Annotated in this window: 15 protein-coding genes; 12 read left to right on the top strand and 3 right to left on the bottom strand. The window is 69.9% G+C overall.

Going from position 1 to position 15762, the window contains the following annotated elements:
• Positions 1-359: 359 nt before the first annotated feature.
• Positions 360-1751 carry an HNH endonuclease signature motif containing protein gene (locus tag BN1193_RS12925; RefSeq protein WP_040167197.1) on the bottom strand — a complete coding sequence of 464 codons (1392 nt, stop codon included), beginning with the start codon at positions 1749-1751 and terminating at the stop codon, positions 360-362.
• Positions 1752-2536: 785 nt separating this feature from the next.
• On the opposite strand from BN1193_RS12925, the gene BN1193_RS12920 reads away from it, so the two are divergent.
• The 6 genes from BN1193_RS12920 to BN1193_RS12895 are packed head-to-tail and all read left to right on the top strand — an operon-like array spanning position 2537 to position 6927.
• Positions 2537-3466 carry a DMT family transporter gene (locus BN1193_RS12920; protein WP_052460759.1) on the top strand — a complete coding sequence of 310 codons (930 nt, stop codon included), beginning with the start codon at positions 2537-2539 and terminating at the stop codon, positions 3464-3466.
• A 49-nt stretch (positions 3467-3515) separates the two neighbouring features.
• A complete protein-coding gene (locus BN1193_RS12915; RefSeq protein ID WP_040167195.1) occupies positions 3516-3950 on the top strand; it encodes an SRPBCC domain-containing protein in 435 nt (144 codons plus the stop codon).
• Positions 3934-4263 carry an ArsR/SmtB family transcription factor gene (locus tag BN1193_RS12910; RefSeq protein ID WP_040167193.1) on the top strand — a complete coding sequence of 110 codons (330 nt, stop codon included), beginning with the start codon at positions 3934-3936 and terminating at the stop codon, positions 4261-4263. Before BN1193_RS12915 ends, BN1193_RS12910 begins: the two co-directional genes overlap by 17 nt.
• 24 nt (positions 4264-4287) lie before the next feature.
• Positions 4288-5298: an ADP-ribosylglycohydrolase family protein gene (locus BN1193_RS12905; protein WP_040167192.1), complete on the top strand. Its 1011-nt coding sequence runs from the start codon at positions 4288-4290 to the stop codon at positions 5296-5298.
• Positions 5295-6221, top strand: a complete 927-nt coding sequence (locus BN1193_RS12900) for a PfkB family carbohydrate kinase (RefSeq protein WP_040167189.1) — start codon at positions 5295-5297, stop codon at positions 6219-6221. The genes BN1193_RS12905 and BN1193_RS12900 overlap by 4 nt, the downstream gene beginning before the upstream one ends.
• 13 nt (positions 6222-6234) lie before the next feature.
• Positions 6235-6927 carry a hypothetical protein gene (locus BN1193_RS12895; protein ID WP_040167188.1) on the top strand — a complete coding sequence of 231 codons (693 nt, stop codon included), beginning with the start codon at positions 6235-6237 and terminating at the stop codon, positions 6925-6927.
• On the opposite strand, the gene BN1193_RS12890 is transcribed toward BN1193_RS12895, so the two are convergent.
• Entirely contained in the window at positions 6912-7694 is a 783-nt protein-coding gene (locus BN1193_RS12890) for a class I SAM-dependent methyltransferase (RefSeq protein WP_052460758.1), read from the bottom strand. The genes BN1193_RS12895 and BN1193_RS12890 overlap by 16 nt on opposite strands.
• 32 nt (positions 7695-7726) lie before the next feature.
• Positions 7727-8587 (bottom strand): CAP domain-containing protein, encoded by an 861-nt coding sequence (locus tag BN1193_RS12885; protein ID WP_040167186.1) that lies wholly within the window; start codon positions 8585-8587, stop codon positions 7727-7729.
• A gap of 188 nt (positions 8588-8775) precedes the next feature.
• Here BN1193_RS12885 and BN1193_RS12880 point away from each other — a divergent pair, with 188 nt between their 5' ends.
• The 6 genes from BN1193_RS12880 to BN1193_RS12855 all read left to right on the top strand — a co-directional run bounded on the left by BN1193_RS12880 (position 8776) and on the right by BN1193_RS12855 (position 15688).
• Positions 8776-9255, top strand: a complete 480-nt coding sequence (locus tag BN1193_RS12880; RefSeq protein ID WP_040167184.1) for an S-ribosylhomocysteine lyase — start codon at positions 8776-8778, stop codon at positions 9253-9255.
• Positions 9256-9353: 98 nt separating this feature from the next.
• Positions 9354-9992: a tetratricopeptide repeat protein gene (locus tag BN1193_RS12875; RefSeq protein ID WP_141396687.1), complete on the top strand. Its 639-nt coding sequence runs from the start codon at positions 9354-9356 to the stop codon at positions 9990-9992.
• On the top strand, positions 9989-11275 hold the full coding sequence (locus tag BN1193_RS12870; protein WP_040167181.1) for a M18 family aminopeptidase: 1287 nt from the start codon (positions 9989-9991) through the stop codon (positions 11273-11275). Before BN1193_RS12875 ends, BN1193_RS12870 begins: the two co-directional genes overlap by 4 nt.
• Before the next feature lie 118 nt (positions 11276-11393).
• Entirely contained in the window at positions 11394-13583 is a 2190-nt protein-coding gene (locus tag BN1193_RS12865) for an MDR family MFS transporter (protein WP_094770497.1), read from the top strand.
• A 78-nt stretch (positions 13584-13661) separates the two neighbouring features.
• Positions 13662-15128, top strand: a complete 1467-nt coding sequence (locus BN1193_RS12860) for a purine-cytosine permease family protein (protein WP_040167179.1) — start codon at positions 13662-13664, stop codon at positions 15126-15128.
• The gene (locus BN1193_RS12855) at positions 15125-15688 is read left to right on the top strand and encodes a cysteine hydrolase family protein (RefSeq protein ID WP_040167177.1); all 564 of its coding nucleotides are present in this window, start codon (positions 15125-15127) and stop codon (positions 15686-15688) included. The genes BN1193_RS12860 and BN1193_RS12855 overlap by 4 nt, the downstream gene beginning before the upstream one ends.
• Positions 15689-15762 lie beyond the last annotated feature (74 nt).

Genomic DNA, 15762 nt, shown 5'->3' with positions numbered 1-15762 from the left:
TCGAGGCGTCGGTGCGTGCGTTGCGGGCGGGTTCGTCTTGCGTTCCGGCGTGGTTGGGTTCTTTTGGCTTAAGACGACACGGGTTCTGCGGATGGTCCCGTTCGTCCGTCGGCGCGCGGCTGTTGGGATGGTCGCCTCAGGTGCGCCGGGGGTGCGCGGGGTTCGTTGCGTCCGGCGCTGCGGGTTCCTGCGGGGGTGCGGTTTTGGCTTAAGACCGTCCGTCCCGGCTCGGCTCGCGTCGCCGGGTCGCGTTCGTGAAGTGGTCATCCGCCCCATCCAGCTCGTGGAGCGAGCGCATGCGAGATGAAGCGTCGCGAACCGCACGGCGTATGCGCCACGGACGGAGTTCTCCCCGGCCATCATGTCTTCCGCCTCGTTCGTGCCACGGCTCGCGGCCCGGTGGGGTGCCAGGCCTGGGTGGGGTCGACCCAGTCGGGTGGCCGGACTTCGGGGACGCCGTTGTTCATGTGGATGTCCCAGTTCATGTGGTCGATGGAGCGGTGGTGGTGCCAGCAGATCAGGACGCCGTTGTCGGTGGTGGTTTTTCCGCCGTTGGACCATGCGGTGACGTGGTGGATTTCGCACCATCTCGCGGGGGTGTGGCATCCGGGGATGACGCAGGACCGGTCGCGGGCGATGATCGCTCGCCGCTGGTCGGGGGAGAAGAAGCGCTTGTCGATCGTGAGCTTCACGATCCGGCCAGTCGCGGAGGTGGTGAGGCGCTGGATCGTGCCACAGCATCCGACGTGCTTCGCCGCCGCGAACGGAACCGGAACATCCGTGCCCGTTCCGTCGGCGCCGGGGATGGTGGCCCACCCTTCGCCCGCATGGACGGTGTCTTCGGTCGCGTGGATCACCAGCACGGGTGCGCCGCCGCCGTTCGTCGGCATGTCCGGAGCGTTCGGGACCGCGGCAAGGATCGTGCCGAGCGCGTCATGGTTGCGTTGCGCCATCGTCCGCACATCCGCGTTCTCATCGGACTCGTCCGATGGCCGGAACCTCACATCCGTCGGCTGGCCGTGCGGGTTGTTGATCGAATCCAACAGGACCGAGAGCGCACCGGCAACATCGGGGACGAGCTGACCCGCGACAGGGACGAGCCCGTTGCGCTTGACGCCCAGTCGCAGGGCCCGACCCCGGAATGCTTGCTCTTCTTCAACCTCGGCACCGGTGATGTCGAGGTCCGTGGCCATCCGGAGGCTGAGGTCGCGGAGCGTGTCCGTCATGACCGGGGCACCCGTGGTCGTCGTCATCGCCGCGAGAACCTCATCGACCTCCGCGAGGTCGGCCGGGTTGACTCGATCCTTGATCTCCCGGAGAGGACGGGCGGCGGCCTCGAGCCCGTCCGCGCCGATCGCGCCGGTGGTGAGCGCGGTCCGCAGTGCGGGGAACTCCGCCGGCTTCTCCTCACCCGAGGCAAGCGTGCGGGCCGGCTTGATCGTAGCCGCGAGTCGGCTCCACCGCTTGACGGTGGTGGGCGCGGCACCCGTGATGCGCTGGAGGACTTCGTTCGGGTTGCGGCAGTCCGCGGAAACATCGAAGCGCTCGGCCGTGGCGGAGCGCTTCTCGATGATGCCGGTGCTGAGCACCAGGGTGGCTTCGACCTGCCGGTGCAGGTCCCCGACCCCGATCAGGAACGCCAGAACGTCATCCCGGGAGGCCGTATCGAGGGTGCCGGCGGTGAGGATGGAGCGGAGGTCGGCGACGGCCGTGGCCATCGTTTCCCGGGTCCGTTCCATCGTCTTGTTCATAACCCATATTCTACCGGTGGCGTCCGACATTGGAGGTCGAATATCCCAGGCTGTAGATGGATTTATGCCTGTCGAGATGAGGTTGTTCTCACCTCTCGGCCCGCCTCGCCGGCCACGACGATTCGTCTCACCAGCGCTCGCTGAACGAGCGGCTTGGGGGCCCACGGACGGACCGTGAGCCGGCGTCCGGAACGCTCCCATTCACCGGGCAGTCTTAAGCCGAAACCCAGCCCCTTCGACATCCCGAGGTGCGGCAGGAGCCGCACCCCGCACGACCGAGCGCATCCGACCCCACCATCCCGATATCCGTGCCCGAGACGACATCGCGACCGCCCGCAGAACCCGTGTCGTATTAAGCGGATGAAAGGTGACCACGCTGGAATGCGAGATGGGCGCGTCCGCAACGCGCCGAGCGACGTTTCGACTGGCGGGCGTGAGCTCAACGAGCGGAAGGGGTGGCCGTGTCGGGAACGCGAGACGGCGTCGAGAACGGAAGCCTGCTCCCTCCGTCTGGAGCAAAGGAAGGTGACCACGCGCCAAAAAAGGTGCGCACGTCCGCCGACACCGGAACTCAGCCCTCCATTGCGACCCCGTGGCGCCAGTGGAGCCGTGGGCCGCGTCGCCGCGGGGAGTCACCGCGCGTCGACATCACACGGAGCATCGATGGGCAACGCGTCGGACGACTCGGGCACCTCGATGAAGGCGATCCGTTGAAGTCTGAAATCCCAGACGACGCGCGCGGCCACGGAACAGGCCGCGCCCCCGAGGCCCCGCAGAATGGACTGATGACTCCCCGCGGCGCCTCGCCGACCATCGCCCTGTGGGTGCTGGTGGCCGGATGCCTGCTGGCGGGGACCTCGTCGACGTTCATCCGCCTGTCGGGCGCGAACGCCGTCACGGCGGCGTTCCTGCGCTGCGCACTCGCGCTCCTCGCCTTCGCGCCGTTCATCGTGATGGAGTGGCGGCGGTACGGGCCGCCGAAGCGGCGGATGGTCGTCCTCAGCCTGATCGCCGGTGTCCTTCTGGCGGCCGATTATCTGATGTACACGCAGAGCGTCCTGGACGTGGGCGCCGGCGTCGCCACCGTGCTCATCGGCGTGCAGGTGGTCGCCCTCCCGATCCTCACCTTCCTGTTCGTGCGCGAACGCGTGGCGCGGCGATTCCTGATCGCGCTGCCGGTGATGGTCGCCGGCCTCGCGCTCACCGGCGGCCTCGGCAGTGCGGCCGGTTCCGACTCGGGGCATCAGGTGCGCGGCGCGATTCTCGGGGTCCTCGCGGGCATCTGCTACGCCGGGTTCCTGTTCTTCAACCGTCCGGCCGGTGCGATCGATCCGCGCATGCTCTTCCTGCCGACGGCGCTGGCGACGGCCTCGTCCGCTGTGGTCCTCGGTGCCGTCGGGCTCGGCAGCAGGACCTTCGACTTCGATATCGGGGTATCGGGCTGGTTCTGGTTGTCCCTGGTCGCGATCCTCGGGCAGGCGCTCACGTTCGTCCTCATCGCCTACGGCCTGGTGCGCCTGGACGCCGGCCGCGCGGCCCCGATCATGCTGCTCCAACCGATCAGCGCGGTCCTCGTCGGGGCGCTCGTGCTCGCTGAGCGCCCGTCCCTGCTCCAACTCCTCGGCATCGTCCTCACCGTCGGTGCCGTGGCGCTCGCCACCGTCGGTCCCCGGACGATCGGCCGCCGCACGGAGCCCGGGTCAGCCGAGGCCTGACCGCTCCACCTGTTGACATCGTCATCCTCGTTGGCAACCATTGGGTTGCATGAGGGATGACATCGCGCAGCACGTGGAGATCGCGGCGAGCATCGAGACCGTGTGGCGGCTCGTATCCGAACCGGGGTGGTGGATCAATGATGGCCGTCTCGGGCATCACCGCGTCGAGCGGATCGGGGACGAGTGCATCGTCCACGATCCGAACCTCGGTGCGTTCTCCGTGGGCATCGTCGCCCTCGAGCCGCCGCACCGCGCGGTCTTCACCTGGCACCCCGGCGGCGATGACGTCCCCCGGACCACCGTGGAGTTCACGCTCGAGCAGGCGACCGACGCCGTGATCGTGACCGTGAGGGAGTCCGGGTTCTCGGCCTTCGCCCCGGACGCGCACGAGCGCAACTTCGGTGCGAACGAGGCCGGGTGGCGCGAGGAGCTGGACCTGCTCCGCGCAGCGACGGAGGCGGCCCACCGTGCCGTCGACCGCTGACACCGTCCTCGTCCTGCACGCCCTGGCGGATCCGCATCGCCTGCGCATCCTGGACATGCTCGGCACCGCTCCGCGTGGCGTCACCGATCTGGCCCGTGCGCTGCCGATCACGCGCCAGGGCACGGCCAAGCACCTCACCGTCCTCCGAGACGCCGGACTGGTCGACGCGACGACCGGCCGCGAGGCGGTGTACCGCGTCCGGCCCGCCGCCGTCGCCGCCGCGGCCGCGACACTGTCCGCTGCCGCCGACCGCTGGTCCGGACAGCTGACGCTGCTGAAGCAGACGGCCGAGGCCATCGACGCGACGACCTGAACCCTGCGGGCTTACGCTGATCGCATGCCCTCCCCGGACCTCGTCGACCGTGCCACCGGTGCGCTGCTCGGGCTCGCCATCGGCGATGCTCTCGGCATGCCGACCCAGACCCTGACCCGCGCGCAGATCGCGGCGACCTACGGGCCCATCACCGGGTTCCGGGACGCCACCGCGGACCAGCCGATCGCCCCCGGACTGCCTGCCGGCACGATCACGGACGACACCGAACAGGCGCTGATGCTGGCCCGCCTGCTCATCGAGGGCCACGGCCGGATCGACCCCCGCACTTTCGCCGATGCTCTCGCGGCCTGGGAGGAGGACATGATCGCCCGCGGGTCGCAGGACCTCCTCGGTCCGTCCACGAAGGCCGCCATCGCCGCGATCCAGGCCGGCGCCGGACCCGACGACGACCCGGGACGCAACGGCACCACCAACGGCGCCGCGATGCGCATCGCTCCCGTCGGCATCGCCGTCGCGCCGGGGCCGGACCTCCTGCCCGCCGTCGTCAGCGCGTCCCGCCTCACTCACAACACCGGGCCAGGACTCGCCTCCGCGGCCGCCGTCGCGGCGGCCGTGTCCGCGGCACTCACGGGCGCGCCCACGGCAGCGATCCTCACGGCCGGCATCGAGGCGGCGGACGCGCTCGCCGATGCCGGCAACCACGTCTCGGCTGACCCGGTCGGCGATCGCATCCGGACCGCCGTCGCCGCGGTCGCCGGTCTCGACGAGACCGTGGCGCTGGAGGTCATCGCCACGCGCGTGGGGACCTCCGTCGCGGCGAACGAGTCCATCCCCGCGGCCTTCGCCCTGATCGCCCGCTTCGGCGATCAGCCGTTCACCGCCCTGTGTCACGCGGCCGCCATCGGGGATGACACCGACACGATCGGCGCGATCGCCGGAGCGATCCTCGGTGCCCAGCACGGGACGGCGGCTTGGCCGGACGAGGTCACCGACACCGTCATCCGCGTGAACCACCTGGACCTTCCGCCGGTCGTCGCCGACCTGCTCGCGCTTCGGACGGAGTCGGCCCGATGACCGGCCGGGTGCTCTACACCGGACAGGCCATCGTCGACATCGTGATGCTCATTCCGGCGCTGCCGCAGCCCGGCGGCGACGTGTTCGCCAGCCACAGCGAGATCACCGCCGGCGGCGGTTTCAACGCCCTCGCCGCGGCGGCGCGGGACGGCGCCGACGTCGTCCATCTCGGCGTGATCGGCACCGGACCCTTCGGTGACGTCGTCGCCGCGGCGCTCGCCGCAGAGGGCGTGACGATGCCGGCGCCCCGTGTTCCGGACGCGGACAGCGGCTTCAGCGTGGCGATGACCGATGACACCACCGAGCGCACCTTCGTGTCGGCACTCGGCGCGGAGGATGCCGTCGACGTCACCGTGCTCGACGCGGCGGACGTCGCGGCAGAGGACGTCGTGATCGTGTCCGGCTACTCGCTGCTCGGCGGTCGCAACACCGACGCCCTCATCGCTTGGGTGCCGATGCTGCCGGCCGCCACCCGGGTGCTGTTCGATCCGTCCCCGCTCGTGGCCGACCTCACGCCCGCGGCGTGGCAGGTGGTCCGGGACCATGCGGACATCTGGAGCCTCAATGCCCGGGAGGCCGCGGAGGCCCTGCGGCGATTCGGCACGGAGGTGCCAGCCGATTTCGCGGCCCGCGCGCGGGCGCTCGCCGAACGCGTCGCCGGTGCGGTCATCGTTCGGGACGGTGCGACCGGTGCGGACCTGTCCACGGGCGAGCACATTCCGGCCTTCGCGGTGACGGCCGTGGACACCAACGGCGCCGGTGACGCCCACACCGGGGTCCTCGCGTCCGCCCTCGCCCGTGGTCTGGCGCTTCCGGTCGCGGTGCGTCGAGCCAATGCCGCAGCGGCCCTCGCCGTCACGCGCCCGGGGCCCGCGACCGCCCCCACCAGGGCCGTGACGAACGCCCTCCTCGCCCGCGGCTGAGTTCGTCGGCGCAGTGAGCACGGTTCCCGCGGACCACCCCGTCCTCGTCGCGTTGCAGACGAAAGCCGCTGCGCTGGCCGGCCGTCGCGAGTCCGACGCGATCGCCCTTCGGGATGAGCTGCGCGCGGTACAGGCGGAAGGGTTCGCCGCCTCGCCGGACACGATGCACTCGCACTGGTCGACGCTGAAGACCTACCTGAAGCTCGAGCACGGGCGGGTGATCACCGGGAAGCGGATTCCCGCACTTCTGGATCAGCTTCGCGACGGAGACCTGCCCGATGTGCTGGCCGTGTTCGAGGACTTCATGTCGGTCGTGTACACGCGGGGAAACTTCATCCTCATGCCGGTCATCGGCCCGGGAACGCGCAGTCCCCGCACGAACCTGAACACCAAGCGCGGCACCGGAGTCGACAAGGACTACTGGGACCGCACCCTCCACCGCATCGCGACCGGGGGATACGCGGACTTCTTCGGTGGGGCCGCGGTCGCGCCGCGCTTTCGGCTGGACGACAGACCGGGCGGGTTCGCCGAGTACATCGCCGAGGAACGGCTTCAAGCGTCCATCGGCCCCGAGGGGGACGTCCTCGAGCTGTGGGAGGGGCACCTCGACTCCCCGTCAGCGCTTCCGACGAACACCGGGCAGGTCCGGGATTTCGTGACGAACGCCACGGCGCAGATCGTGCTGCGGAATCAGGCGTTCGCCTGACCGGCGCGCTCTTCGAACCCGGGCACCGGACGCAGGCGGAAGATGAGGATGCCGAGGTACGTGTCCATCCACGCCTTCTTGTGCGGGAAGCGGGCCGCATCTGCCGCGGACATCGACGGCTCATCGGCGGCGTCCACCCAGAGCCCCGCGGCGCTGAAGATGTTCAGCAGATCCGCGATCGTGTAGGTCCGCTTGGTCAACGCCATCGCGTCGTTCCAGGCCGCCCGATACGTGAAGTCCGCACCGGCGTAGTACTCCGCTCCGAGCGACGTGCCGTTCTGCTCTGCCCGTTCGCGGGCGTACCGGAGCGGATGAGTCCGCGTGAGCAGGATGAAACCGTCGTCGGTGAGGCGCTCGCGAGCGGCACGGAGGACGGCCACGGGGTCCGTGGCGTAGCCGAATGACTGCAGGAAGAGAATGCGATCGAAGGTCCGCCCGGTGAGTTCCGGCAGGTCCTCGAACCGGTTCAGATCTCCCTGCACCAGCTCCAATCCGCGCCGTGCGGGAACGAGGTCGGCACCGACGTCGATTCCCACCGACGCTCCGGCGCCTGCCGCCACCAGCTCCGCGAGTTTGCCGCCGTTGCCGCAGCCCAGGTCAAGGATCGTCCGCCCGACGACATCACCGAGCAGCGCGCGCTGCGCCGGCCACTCCACGAGGGTGTCCAGCGAATCCTCCCGCGCTCGGGCTCGCTCGTAGTCGCTTGACAGGGCGCTCCACACCGCGCCGTTGTCGGACTCGCCCGCCGCCTCGCCTGCCTGCGTCATGCCACCGACGCTACCCGCTCGGTGTCGGACGCTCAGTCGTTCGAACGCCGGATGCGGGTGAACGCGGCGGCGGAAACGCCGCCGAGGACAACGACGCAACCGATCGCGGCCGGCAGCAGGAACGGCATCAGCGTCGCGGCCGTACCCGTCCCGGCCCGGGGGGACGCGCCCCGCTCCGCCTCGAACTGTCCGTCGACGGCACCGGTGGGCACCGGGGCGGACGTCGCCCGCTCGGATGCTCCGGGTGACGCGACCGCGGACGGCACGGGGGCGGCCGGCTGCGGCTCGGGCGAGGCCGCGCCGGTCTCCGTCGCCTCCGGAACCGGTTCGGGTGCGATCGGAGCCGGGGGCGTGGGATTGGCGGTCGGGTCCGGGGTCTCCAGCGGCTCCGCGCCCGCGGTGACGGGATCGGCGTACCGGCCGAAGACCTCGACACCGAACAGCGTGCCATCGTCCGCGGTCGCGAGCCCGACGCCCATCACGTTGTAGCCGCTGTTGAGCAGATTCGCGCGGTGGCCGGGGGAGTCCATCCACATGGCGTGCAGGTCGGCCGGGGTCGCGTCCGAGGACATCGCCACGTTCTCCGCGACGCCGAGCCATCCGTCCGGCATCTTGGTCGCATAGTCGGCGTCGTGCGAGAGCTCGCCGGAACGCGCCAGCTGTTCCGCCCAGCTCTGTGCGACCTCGGCGACGGCCGGGCTGTAAGCGACCGGTGCGGCGTCGTGCTCGGCGCGGGCGGTGTTCGTGAGCTCCAGGACTGTGGCGGCTTCTGCAGCGGTCCCGGCCGCGGGGGTGGTCGCAGCGGCGGCGGAGGTCGCCGGGAGCAGCACCGCGGCCGTCAGCGCGGCCAGTGCGAGCAGGGCGCGCAGAGGCCGGGTGATCGGGGTCTTCATGGCACACCTCAGCTGTTCGTCGCGCCTCCACGGTACGCACACGTCATCCGCGGATCGCGCCGTCGCGGGGGAGTGTGTGAGAAATCTCACGCGATCGCGGATGTGACCTCGCACGTCCGTCGAGTTCGTCGGGGCGCCGGTCCGCAGGAGAATGAGGGGACGCATCCGTCGCCGTACAAGGAGGAAAAATGGCCGAGGTCGAGAGCTTCACGCTGGATCACACCGCCGTGAAGGCGCCGTACGTCCGACTCATCCAGGTCGAGACCGGACCGCGGGGGGATCAGATCTCCAACTTCGACGTGCGCCTCGTCCAGCCCAACGAGGGCGAGATCCCGACCGCGGGGCTGCACACCATCGAGCACACCATCGCGGGTGTCCTGCGTGACCACCTCGAGGGCGTCATCGACATCTCGCCGTTCGGATGCCGGACCGGATTCCACCTGATCACCTGGGGCACGCCGCACGTCGCGACCGTCGTCGACGCCATCGCGGCCAGCCTCCGTTTCCTCGCGACCGAGGCCACGTGGGCGGACGTCCCCGGCGTCTCGGCCGTCGAGTGCGGCAACTACCGGGATCACAGTCTCCACTCGGCCCGCGAGTGGTCCGCGCTCATTCTCGAGCGCGGCATCAGCGTCGACGCCTTCCAGCGCGTCGACGTCGTGCACTGACGCCCGACGTTCCTCATCCGTCATGGGCTCAGACGGACACCCGTCCGCTGTCGGCGGACACCGATCCCGGCCATGCCGTGGCGTGCGACGATGGCGACGTGACAGAGGACTCCGGCGCGGACATCATCGCCCGTGCCCAACTGCTGCTGGCCGCGGGTGAGCCGAGCGCGGCCAGTCACGTCCTCGATCGCCATCTGCGCGCGCACCCGGACGACGCCCGAGCGATGATCGAGCTCGCCCACGTCCTCGTGGTGCAGGGTGACCCCGGCGCGGCGGAACGTATCACGCGGGACGCGCTCGCCGACCACGACGCCGCCCCGTGGGCGCGCGCCATGCTCTCCCAGATCATCGCGCTGGATCCGACTCGGGCGGAGGAATCGCTGCAGTGGTCCCGTGCCGCTGTCGCCGCTCTGCCGACCGCTCCGGGACTGCACGTCGTCCTGGCCGCCCGCCTCGGTCGCCTCGGCCGGACCGAGGACGCGTTGCGTGAGATCGCCACGGCGACCCTGCTGGCGCCGGATGATCTCTCGGTGCGGGTGGCCCTTCATGTGCAGTCAGCCCGCGCACTGCTGCCCGCTCCGGGGGCCGCGGCGGAGGCTGCGGCGCACGCCCGCGCCGCCCTGCAGCTGGACCCCAGCGATGACACGGCGGCGGGCCTGCTGGCCGCCGCGCAGGCGGTCGCGTCTCGTCCGGTGACTACGCTGGAAGGACCCCACCGACCCGGAGGAACCGCATGACCGTCACCGCCCAGGCCCGCTCGCACGCCGAGGATCTCGCCGACTTCGTCGAGGCGTCGCCGTCGAGCCACCACGCCGCCGCCGAGGTGGCGCGTCGCCTGGAGGCCGTGGACTTCACGCGGTTGGAGGAGACCGACGCGTGGCCGGAGCAGGCCGGGGGACGCTTCTTCATCATCCGGGACGGGAGCGTGATCGCCTGGATCGTGCCCGCGAACGCGGACGCCACGACGGGTGCGCACGTGTTCGGCGCACACACCGACTCCCCGGGGCTGAAGCTCAAGCCGAAGCCGACGACCGGCACCCGCGGCTGGTTGCAGGCCGCCGTCGAGGTTTACGGCGGTCCGCTGCTGAACTCGTGGCTCGACCGTGAGCTCCGCCTGGCCGGACGCCTCGTCCTCGCCGACGGCACCGTCGTGCTCGCCGACTCCGGGCCCCTGCTGCGCCTGCCGCAGCTCGCGATCCACCTCGACCGCACGGCGAATGACGGCCTCGCCCTGGACAAGCAGTTCCACACGCAGCCGGTGTGGGGCTTGGGGGACCCCTCCACCGCGGACGTCCTCGCCGCCGTGGCGGCGACGGCCGATGTTGATCCGGCCGACATCCGCGGTTACGACCTCATCACCGCCGACACGCAGCGCGGTGCGATCTTCGGCCAGGACGACGCGTTCTTCGCCTGCGGCCGGATGGACGACCTCGCCTCGGTGCACGCCGGCCTCATCGCGCTCGCCGCCGCCGCGGACGGCTACGCCGGCGAGCACATCGCCGTGCTCGCGGCGTTCGATCACGAGGAGATCGGATCGGGCAGCCGCGCCGGCGCCGACGGTCCGATCCTGGACGACGTGCTCACGCGCGTCTGGACTCGCCTCGGCGCCGGCGCGGAGGAGCGCCTGCGCGCGATCGCCGCGTCCTGGTGCGTGAGCAGCGACGTCGGACACTCGGTCCACCCGAACTACGTCGGCAAGCACGACCCCGTCGTCCAGCCGTTGCTCGGTTCCGGACCGATCCTCAAGATCAACGCGAACCAGCGCTACGCGACCGACGCCCTCGGCGCCGCGGCGTGGGCGGGGTGGTGCGAGAGTGCGGGCGTGCAGAGCCAGGAGTTCGTCTCGAACAACGACGTGCCCTGCGGCTCCACGATCGGGCCGATCACCGCGACGCGGCTCGGCATGAAGACCGTCGATGTGGGCATCCCCATCCTCTCGATGCACTCCGCGCGCGAGCTCGCCGGCGTCTCCGACCTGCACGCGCTGTCCCGCGTCGCGAGGGCCTTCCTCACCGCGTGAGCTTCGCGTTTCCTATGCGGCGTCGATGAGAGTGCCGCAGGTCGCTTGTGCGCGCCGTCGCCCGGGTGCACGATGAGTGGTCTGGTCGCGCCGGGGTTTGCGCGGTCGCAGGAGGCACATGAGCACGCAAACCGCGGCGCCGACCACCGGGTCGACGCCGATCATGAGTCATCGGCAGATCATGCTGGTGATCTACGGACTGATGGCGGGCATGTTCCTGTCGTCGCTGGATCAGACCGTGGTCGGAACCGCGATCCGCACGATCGGCGATGACCTGCACGGTCTCGACCAGCAGGCGTGGGTGACGACGGCGTACCTGATCACGTCCACCGTCACGACACCGATCTACGGCAAGCTCTCCGACGTCTTCGGCCGCCGCCCGCTGTACCTGTTCGGCATCGGTGTGTTCATCGTCGGTTCACTGCTGTCCAGCTTCTCCACCTCGATGCTGATGCTGGCCGGGTTCCGGGCGTTCCAGGGCATCGGCGCCGGCGCCCTGATGTCCCTGCCGCTGGCGATCATGGGCGACGTGCTCGCCCCCCGCGAACGAGCGAAGTACCAGGGGTACTTCATGTCCGTCTTCGCGATCTCGGCGGTGATCGGACCCCTCGTGGGCGGGCTGTTCGCGGGCACGCCCGAGATTCTCTGGATCGCCGGATGGCGCTGGGTGTTCCTGATCAACGTGCCGATCGGACTGGTCGCGCTGGGTATGGTGTGGCGCTTCCTGCACCTGCCGCGTTTCCACTCCGGCGCGAAACCGCGCATCGACTGGTGGGGCGCGACGATGGTCGTGGTCACCCTGGTCCCGCTGCTGCTGATCGCCGAGCAGGGTCGCGAGTGGGGCTGGACATCCGTCGCGGCGTTCGTCTGCTACGGCATCGGTGCGGCCGGGCTCATCGCCTTCCTCATCATCGAGAGCCGAATGGGGACGGACGCGATCATTCCGCTGCGCCTGTTCCGGCGGCGTCCGTTCTCGATGTCGATCATCCTCGGCTTCCTGATCGGTTTCGGCATGTTCGGGGCCATGCTCACGCTGCCGCTGTACCTGCAGATCGTGCTGGGCCAGACACCGACCGAGTCCGGCTGGGCGATGCTGCCGATGGTGGCCGGCATCATGCTGGCCGCGATGGGCAGCGGCCAGATCGTCGCGCGGACCGGCAAGTACCGGATCTTCCCCGTCACCGGCACGCTCACCGTCACGATCGGCTACCTGCTGCTGTCCTTCCTCACGGCGGACACCCCGTACTGGTACCTCGCGATCTGCATGCTGGTCGTCGGCCTCGGTTTCGGTCAGCTCATGCAGTCGCTGACCCTCGCGACCCAGGCGTCCGTCGAGCCGCAGGACATGGGAGTCGCGACCAGCTCGTCGACCTTCTTCCGGCAGATCGGCGGCACGCTCGGCACGGCCGTGCTGCTGTCCGTCCTGTTCACCGTGGTCGGTGGCAACATCACCACGGCCATGACGAACAAGACCGATCTCACCGCGGCGCTGAACGCGGCGTTGAACCCGGCCGTCGCGTCCGAGGCGCACAACGCCGGGGTGATGAAGCAGATCTGGACGCCGGTCACGGGCAAGCTGCAGGACGGCATCGCCACCAAGCTCGACGAGGCCACGACGAAGACCACGGACGCGGTCACGACGGCGGTGACCGCCAAGGTCACGCAGGCGGTCGAAGCTCAGGTCGCGGCGGGGGTGATTCCGGCCGCTCAGAAGCAGGCGGTGATCGACGCGCAGGTCAAGACAGCCCTGCCCGATGCCACGGCGGAGGGTCTGAAAGCGGCGGCGGCGAAGGCGAACGCCACCGTCACGGACGGGAAGCTCGCCGTGGATTGGAGCGACAGGACGCAGCGTGAGGCGTGGGTGAAGGAGCTGGTGCCCACCATCGTGACCGGCATCAAGGACGGCACGTCCGGCAGCTCCGGGTCCTCTGATTCCTCCATCAGCGACACCTCGTTCGTGACCGGCGCGACGCCGGCGCTGACGCGGCCGTTCCTGGTCGGCTTCACGAAGTCGGTCGTCACGGTCTACTGGGTCGGGTTCGGTGTGATGGCACTCGCCTTCCTGATCGCGCTGTTCTTCCGCCCGCCGGAGTTGCACGCCCGCTCGGCGCTGCAGGAGGCCGCGGACCGCAAGCGCGCCGCAGAGAAGGCGGCCGCCAGCGACGGCTCGGCGGAGCCCGAATCCGATCCGGTGGTGGCCGAAGAGGGTACGCCGGAGCCGGCATCGGCCGGCGCCGAGGTGTCCGATCACCCCCTCAGCCGGCGCGAGTGGCGGGAGCGTCACGAGCAGGACGCGCCCAAATCGTGACGCGCACCTGACGCCGAAGCCGCGGAGTTCTGCCAATATGTGAGCCACCCCTATTCGGCGAGCCTTTGGAGGCAGGTCGTGTCCACTGACGCTGGCGTCAAGCCCACCCTGATCGAACACAACGGCATCGACATCGTGCCGGAGGAGGAACGGACGGCGCGGCCACGCGATCTGTTCTGGCCGTGGTTCGCGGCGAACGTCTCCGTGTTCGGAATGTCCTACGGGTCGTACCTGCTCGGTTTCGGCATCTCGCTGTGGCAGGCGACGATCGTGGCGATCCTCGGCATCGTCATCTCGTTCTTCCTGTGCGGGCTGGTCGCGATCGCCGGCAAGCGTGGGTCCGCGCCGACGATGGTCCTGTCCCGTGCCGCGTTCGGCGTGCAGGGACAGAAGCTGCCCGGCATCATCTCCTGGATCACCTCGATCGGCTGGGAGACGATCCTCGCGATCACCGCGGTGCTCGCCACTGGGACGGTCTTCCGCCAGCTCGGCTGGTTCGCGGGTGGCGACGTCGCGGTGAACGTCGTCGCCACCATCGTGGTGGCGGCCCTGATCGTGGGCGCCGCCGTGCTCGGATATCACACGATCATGAAGCTGCAGTCGGTGCTGACGTGGGTCACGGGCCTGATGACGATCCTGTTCCTGGTGCTCACGTTCGGCTACATCGACTGGAACGTCATCGGGACGCAGCCCTCCGGCAACCTCGGGCAGATGATCGGCGCCCTGGTCTTCACGCTCACCGGATTCGGGCTGGGCTGGATCAACATCGCCGCCGACTGGACGCGCTACCAGAAGCGCACGGTCTCGGACGCGAAGATCGTCGGGTGGAACACGTTCGGCGGTTCCATCGCCCCGATCTTCCTGGTGTTCTTCGGTCTGCTGCTGGCTGCGTCGAACAAGACGGTGACGATCGGCGGGCAGTCCATGGGGCTGAACGAGGCCATCGGGAATGACCCGATCGGCGCGCTGTCCTCGATCCTGCCGACGTGGTTGCTGTTCCCGTTCCTCATCGTCGCGATCCTGACCCAGGTCTCCGGTGCGGTGCTCGGCATCTACTCGTCCGGTCTCACGCTGCTGAGCCTCGGCATCAAGATCCCGCGTCCGGCAGCGGCCGCGATCGACGGTGTGATTCTCACGATCGGCACGATCCTCGTCGTCTTCTTCGCGCAGAACTTCATCGGTCCGTTCCAGACCTTCCTCACCACGCTCGGCGTGCCGCTGGCGGCCTGGGCCGGCATCCTGATCGCGGACATCCTGCGCCGCCGCAAGCCGTACGACACGGAGGCGCTGTTCGACTCGAACGGTCGCTACGGGGCGGTGGACTGGATCTCCGTCGGCACCTTCGTCGTCGCGATCATCATCGGCTGGGGCTTCGTCCTCAGCGACCTGTTCACCTGGCAGGGCTACTTCATGGGTCTTGTCGGTGGGGTCAAGGGTGAGTGGGCGGGTGCCAACCTCGGTGTCCTGTTCGCCCTCGCCATCGGCTTCCTGGTGACGTTCTTCGCTCGCGCCGGGGTGATCCGCCGCCAGGAGGAGGGATTGTGAGCGACGATCGGCCCTGGCTGGTCGTCATCGACCCGCAGGCGATCTTCGCGTCGCCCGAGTCGGAGTGGGGCTCGCCCTTCTTCGCCTCGGCGTTCGCTCGCATCCGCGAGCTTGCCGACGCGTTCGGTCCGGACCGCACGGTCGTCACGCGCTGGGTGCCGACCGCGGACCGGTCCGGATCCTGGGGGGAGTACTTCGCGGCCTGGCCCTTCGCGGACCAGCCCGCGGATGATCCGCTGTTCGCCCTGGTCCCGGAGGCAGAGGGGCTCTCGTCGCTGCCGACGGTGGACCGGCCCACCTTCGGCAAGTGGGGCGGCGCGTTGACGTCGGTGATCGGTGAGACCCCGCACCTGGTCCTCACGGGGGTGTCGACGGACTGCTGCGTGATCTCCACCGCGCTCCCGGCCGCCGACGCCGGTGCCTTCGTCACGGTGCCCGCCGACGCCTGCGCCGGCTCCACCGCGGAGAACCACGCCGCCGCGATCACGGTGATGGGCCTGTACCCGCCGCAGATCACGATGTCGGACACCGCCGCCGTGCTGACCTCGCTCGGGCGCTGACCGCGCCGAAAGGCGAGCACAGCGGCGGGCGCCGTGCCCGGCGCGCCGTGGTCCGGGGCTGCCTGGGCGGCGGG

It is taken from the genome of Microbacterium gorillae (assembly GCF_000826185.2).
In the GTDB taxonomy this organism is placed as follows: Bacteria; Actinomycetota; Actinomycetes; order Actinomycetales; family Microbacteriaceae; genus Microbacterium; species Microbacterium gorillae.
Note: the sequence above shows the minus strand (reverse complement) of the source record. Positions and strands in the feature narration are given on the sequence as shown.

Bases quoted from the DNA above. Each gene is read 5' to 3' on its own strand.
- BN1193_RS12865 (WP_094770497.1), top strand. From the start codon at position 11,394: ATGAGCACGCAAACCGCGGCGCCGACCACCGGGTCGACGCCGATCATG.
- BN1193_RS12920 (WP_052460759.1), top strand. From the start codon at position 2,537: ATGACTCCCCGCGGCGCCTCGCCGACCATCGCCCTGTGGGTGCTGGTG.
- BN1193_RS12885 (WP_040167186.1), bottom strand. From the start codon at position 8,587: ATGAAGACCCCGATCACCCGGCCTCTGCGCGCCCTGCTCGCACTGGCC.
- BN1193_RS12890 (WP_052460758.1), bottom strand. From the start codon at position 7,694: ATGACGCAGGCAGGCGAGGCGGCGGGCGAGTCCGACAACGGCGCGGTG.
- BN1193_RS12905 (WP_040167192.1), top strand. From the start codon at position 4,288: ATGCCCTCCCCGGACCTCGTCGACCGTGCCACCGGTGCGCTGCTCGGG.
- BN1193_RS12900 (WP_040167189.1), top strand. From the start codon at position 5,295: ATGACCGGCCGGGTGCTCTACACCGGACAGGCCATCGTCGACATCGTG.
- BN1193_RS12925 (WP_040167197.1), bottom strand. From the start codon at position 1,751: ATGAACAAGACGATGGAACGGACCCGGGAAACGATGGCCACGGCCGTC.
- BN1193_RS12880 (WP_040167184.1), top strand. From the start codon at position 8,776: ATGGCCGAGGTCGAGAGCTTCACGCTGGATCACACCGCCGTGAAGGCG.
- BN1193_RS12870 (WP_040167181.1), top strand. From the start codon at position 9,989: ATGACCGTCACCGCCCAGGCCCGCTCGCACGCCGAGGATCTCGCCGAC.
- BN1193_RS12915 (WP_040167195.1), top strand. From the start codon at position 3,516: ATGAGGGATGACATCGCGCAGCACGTGGAGATCGCGGCGAGCATCGAG.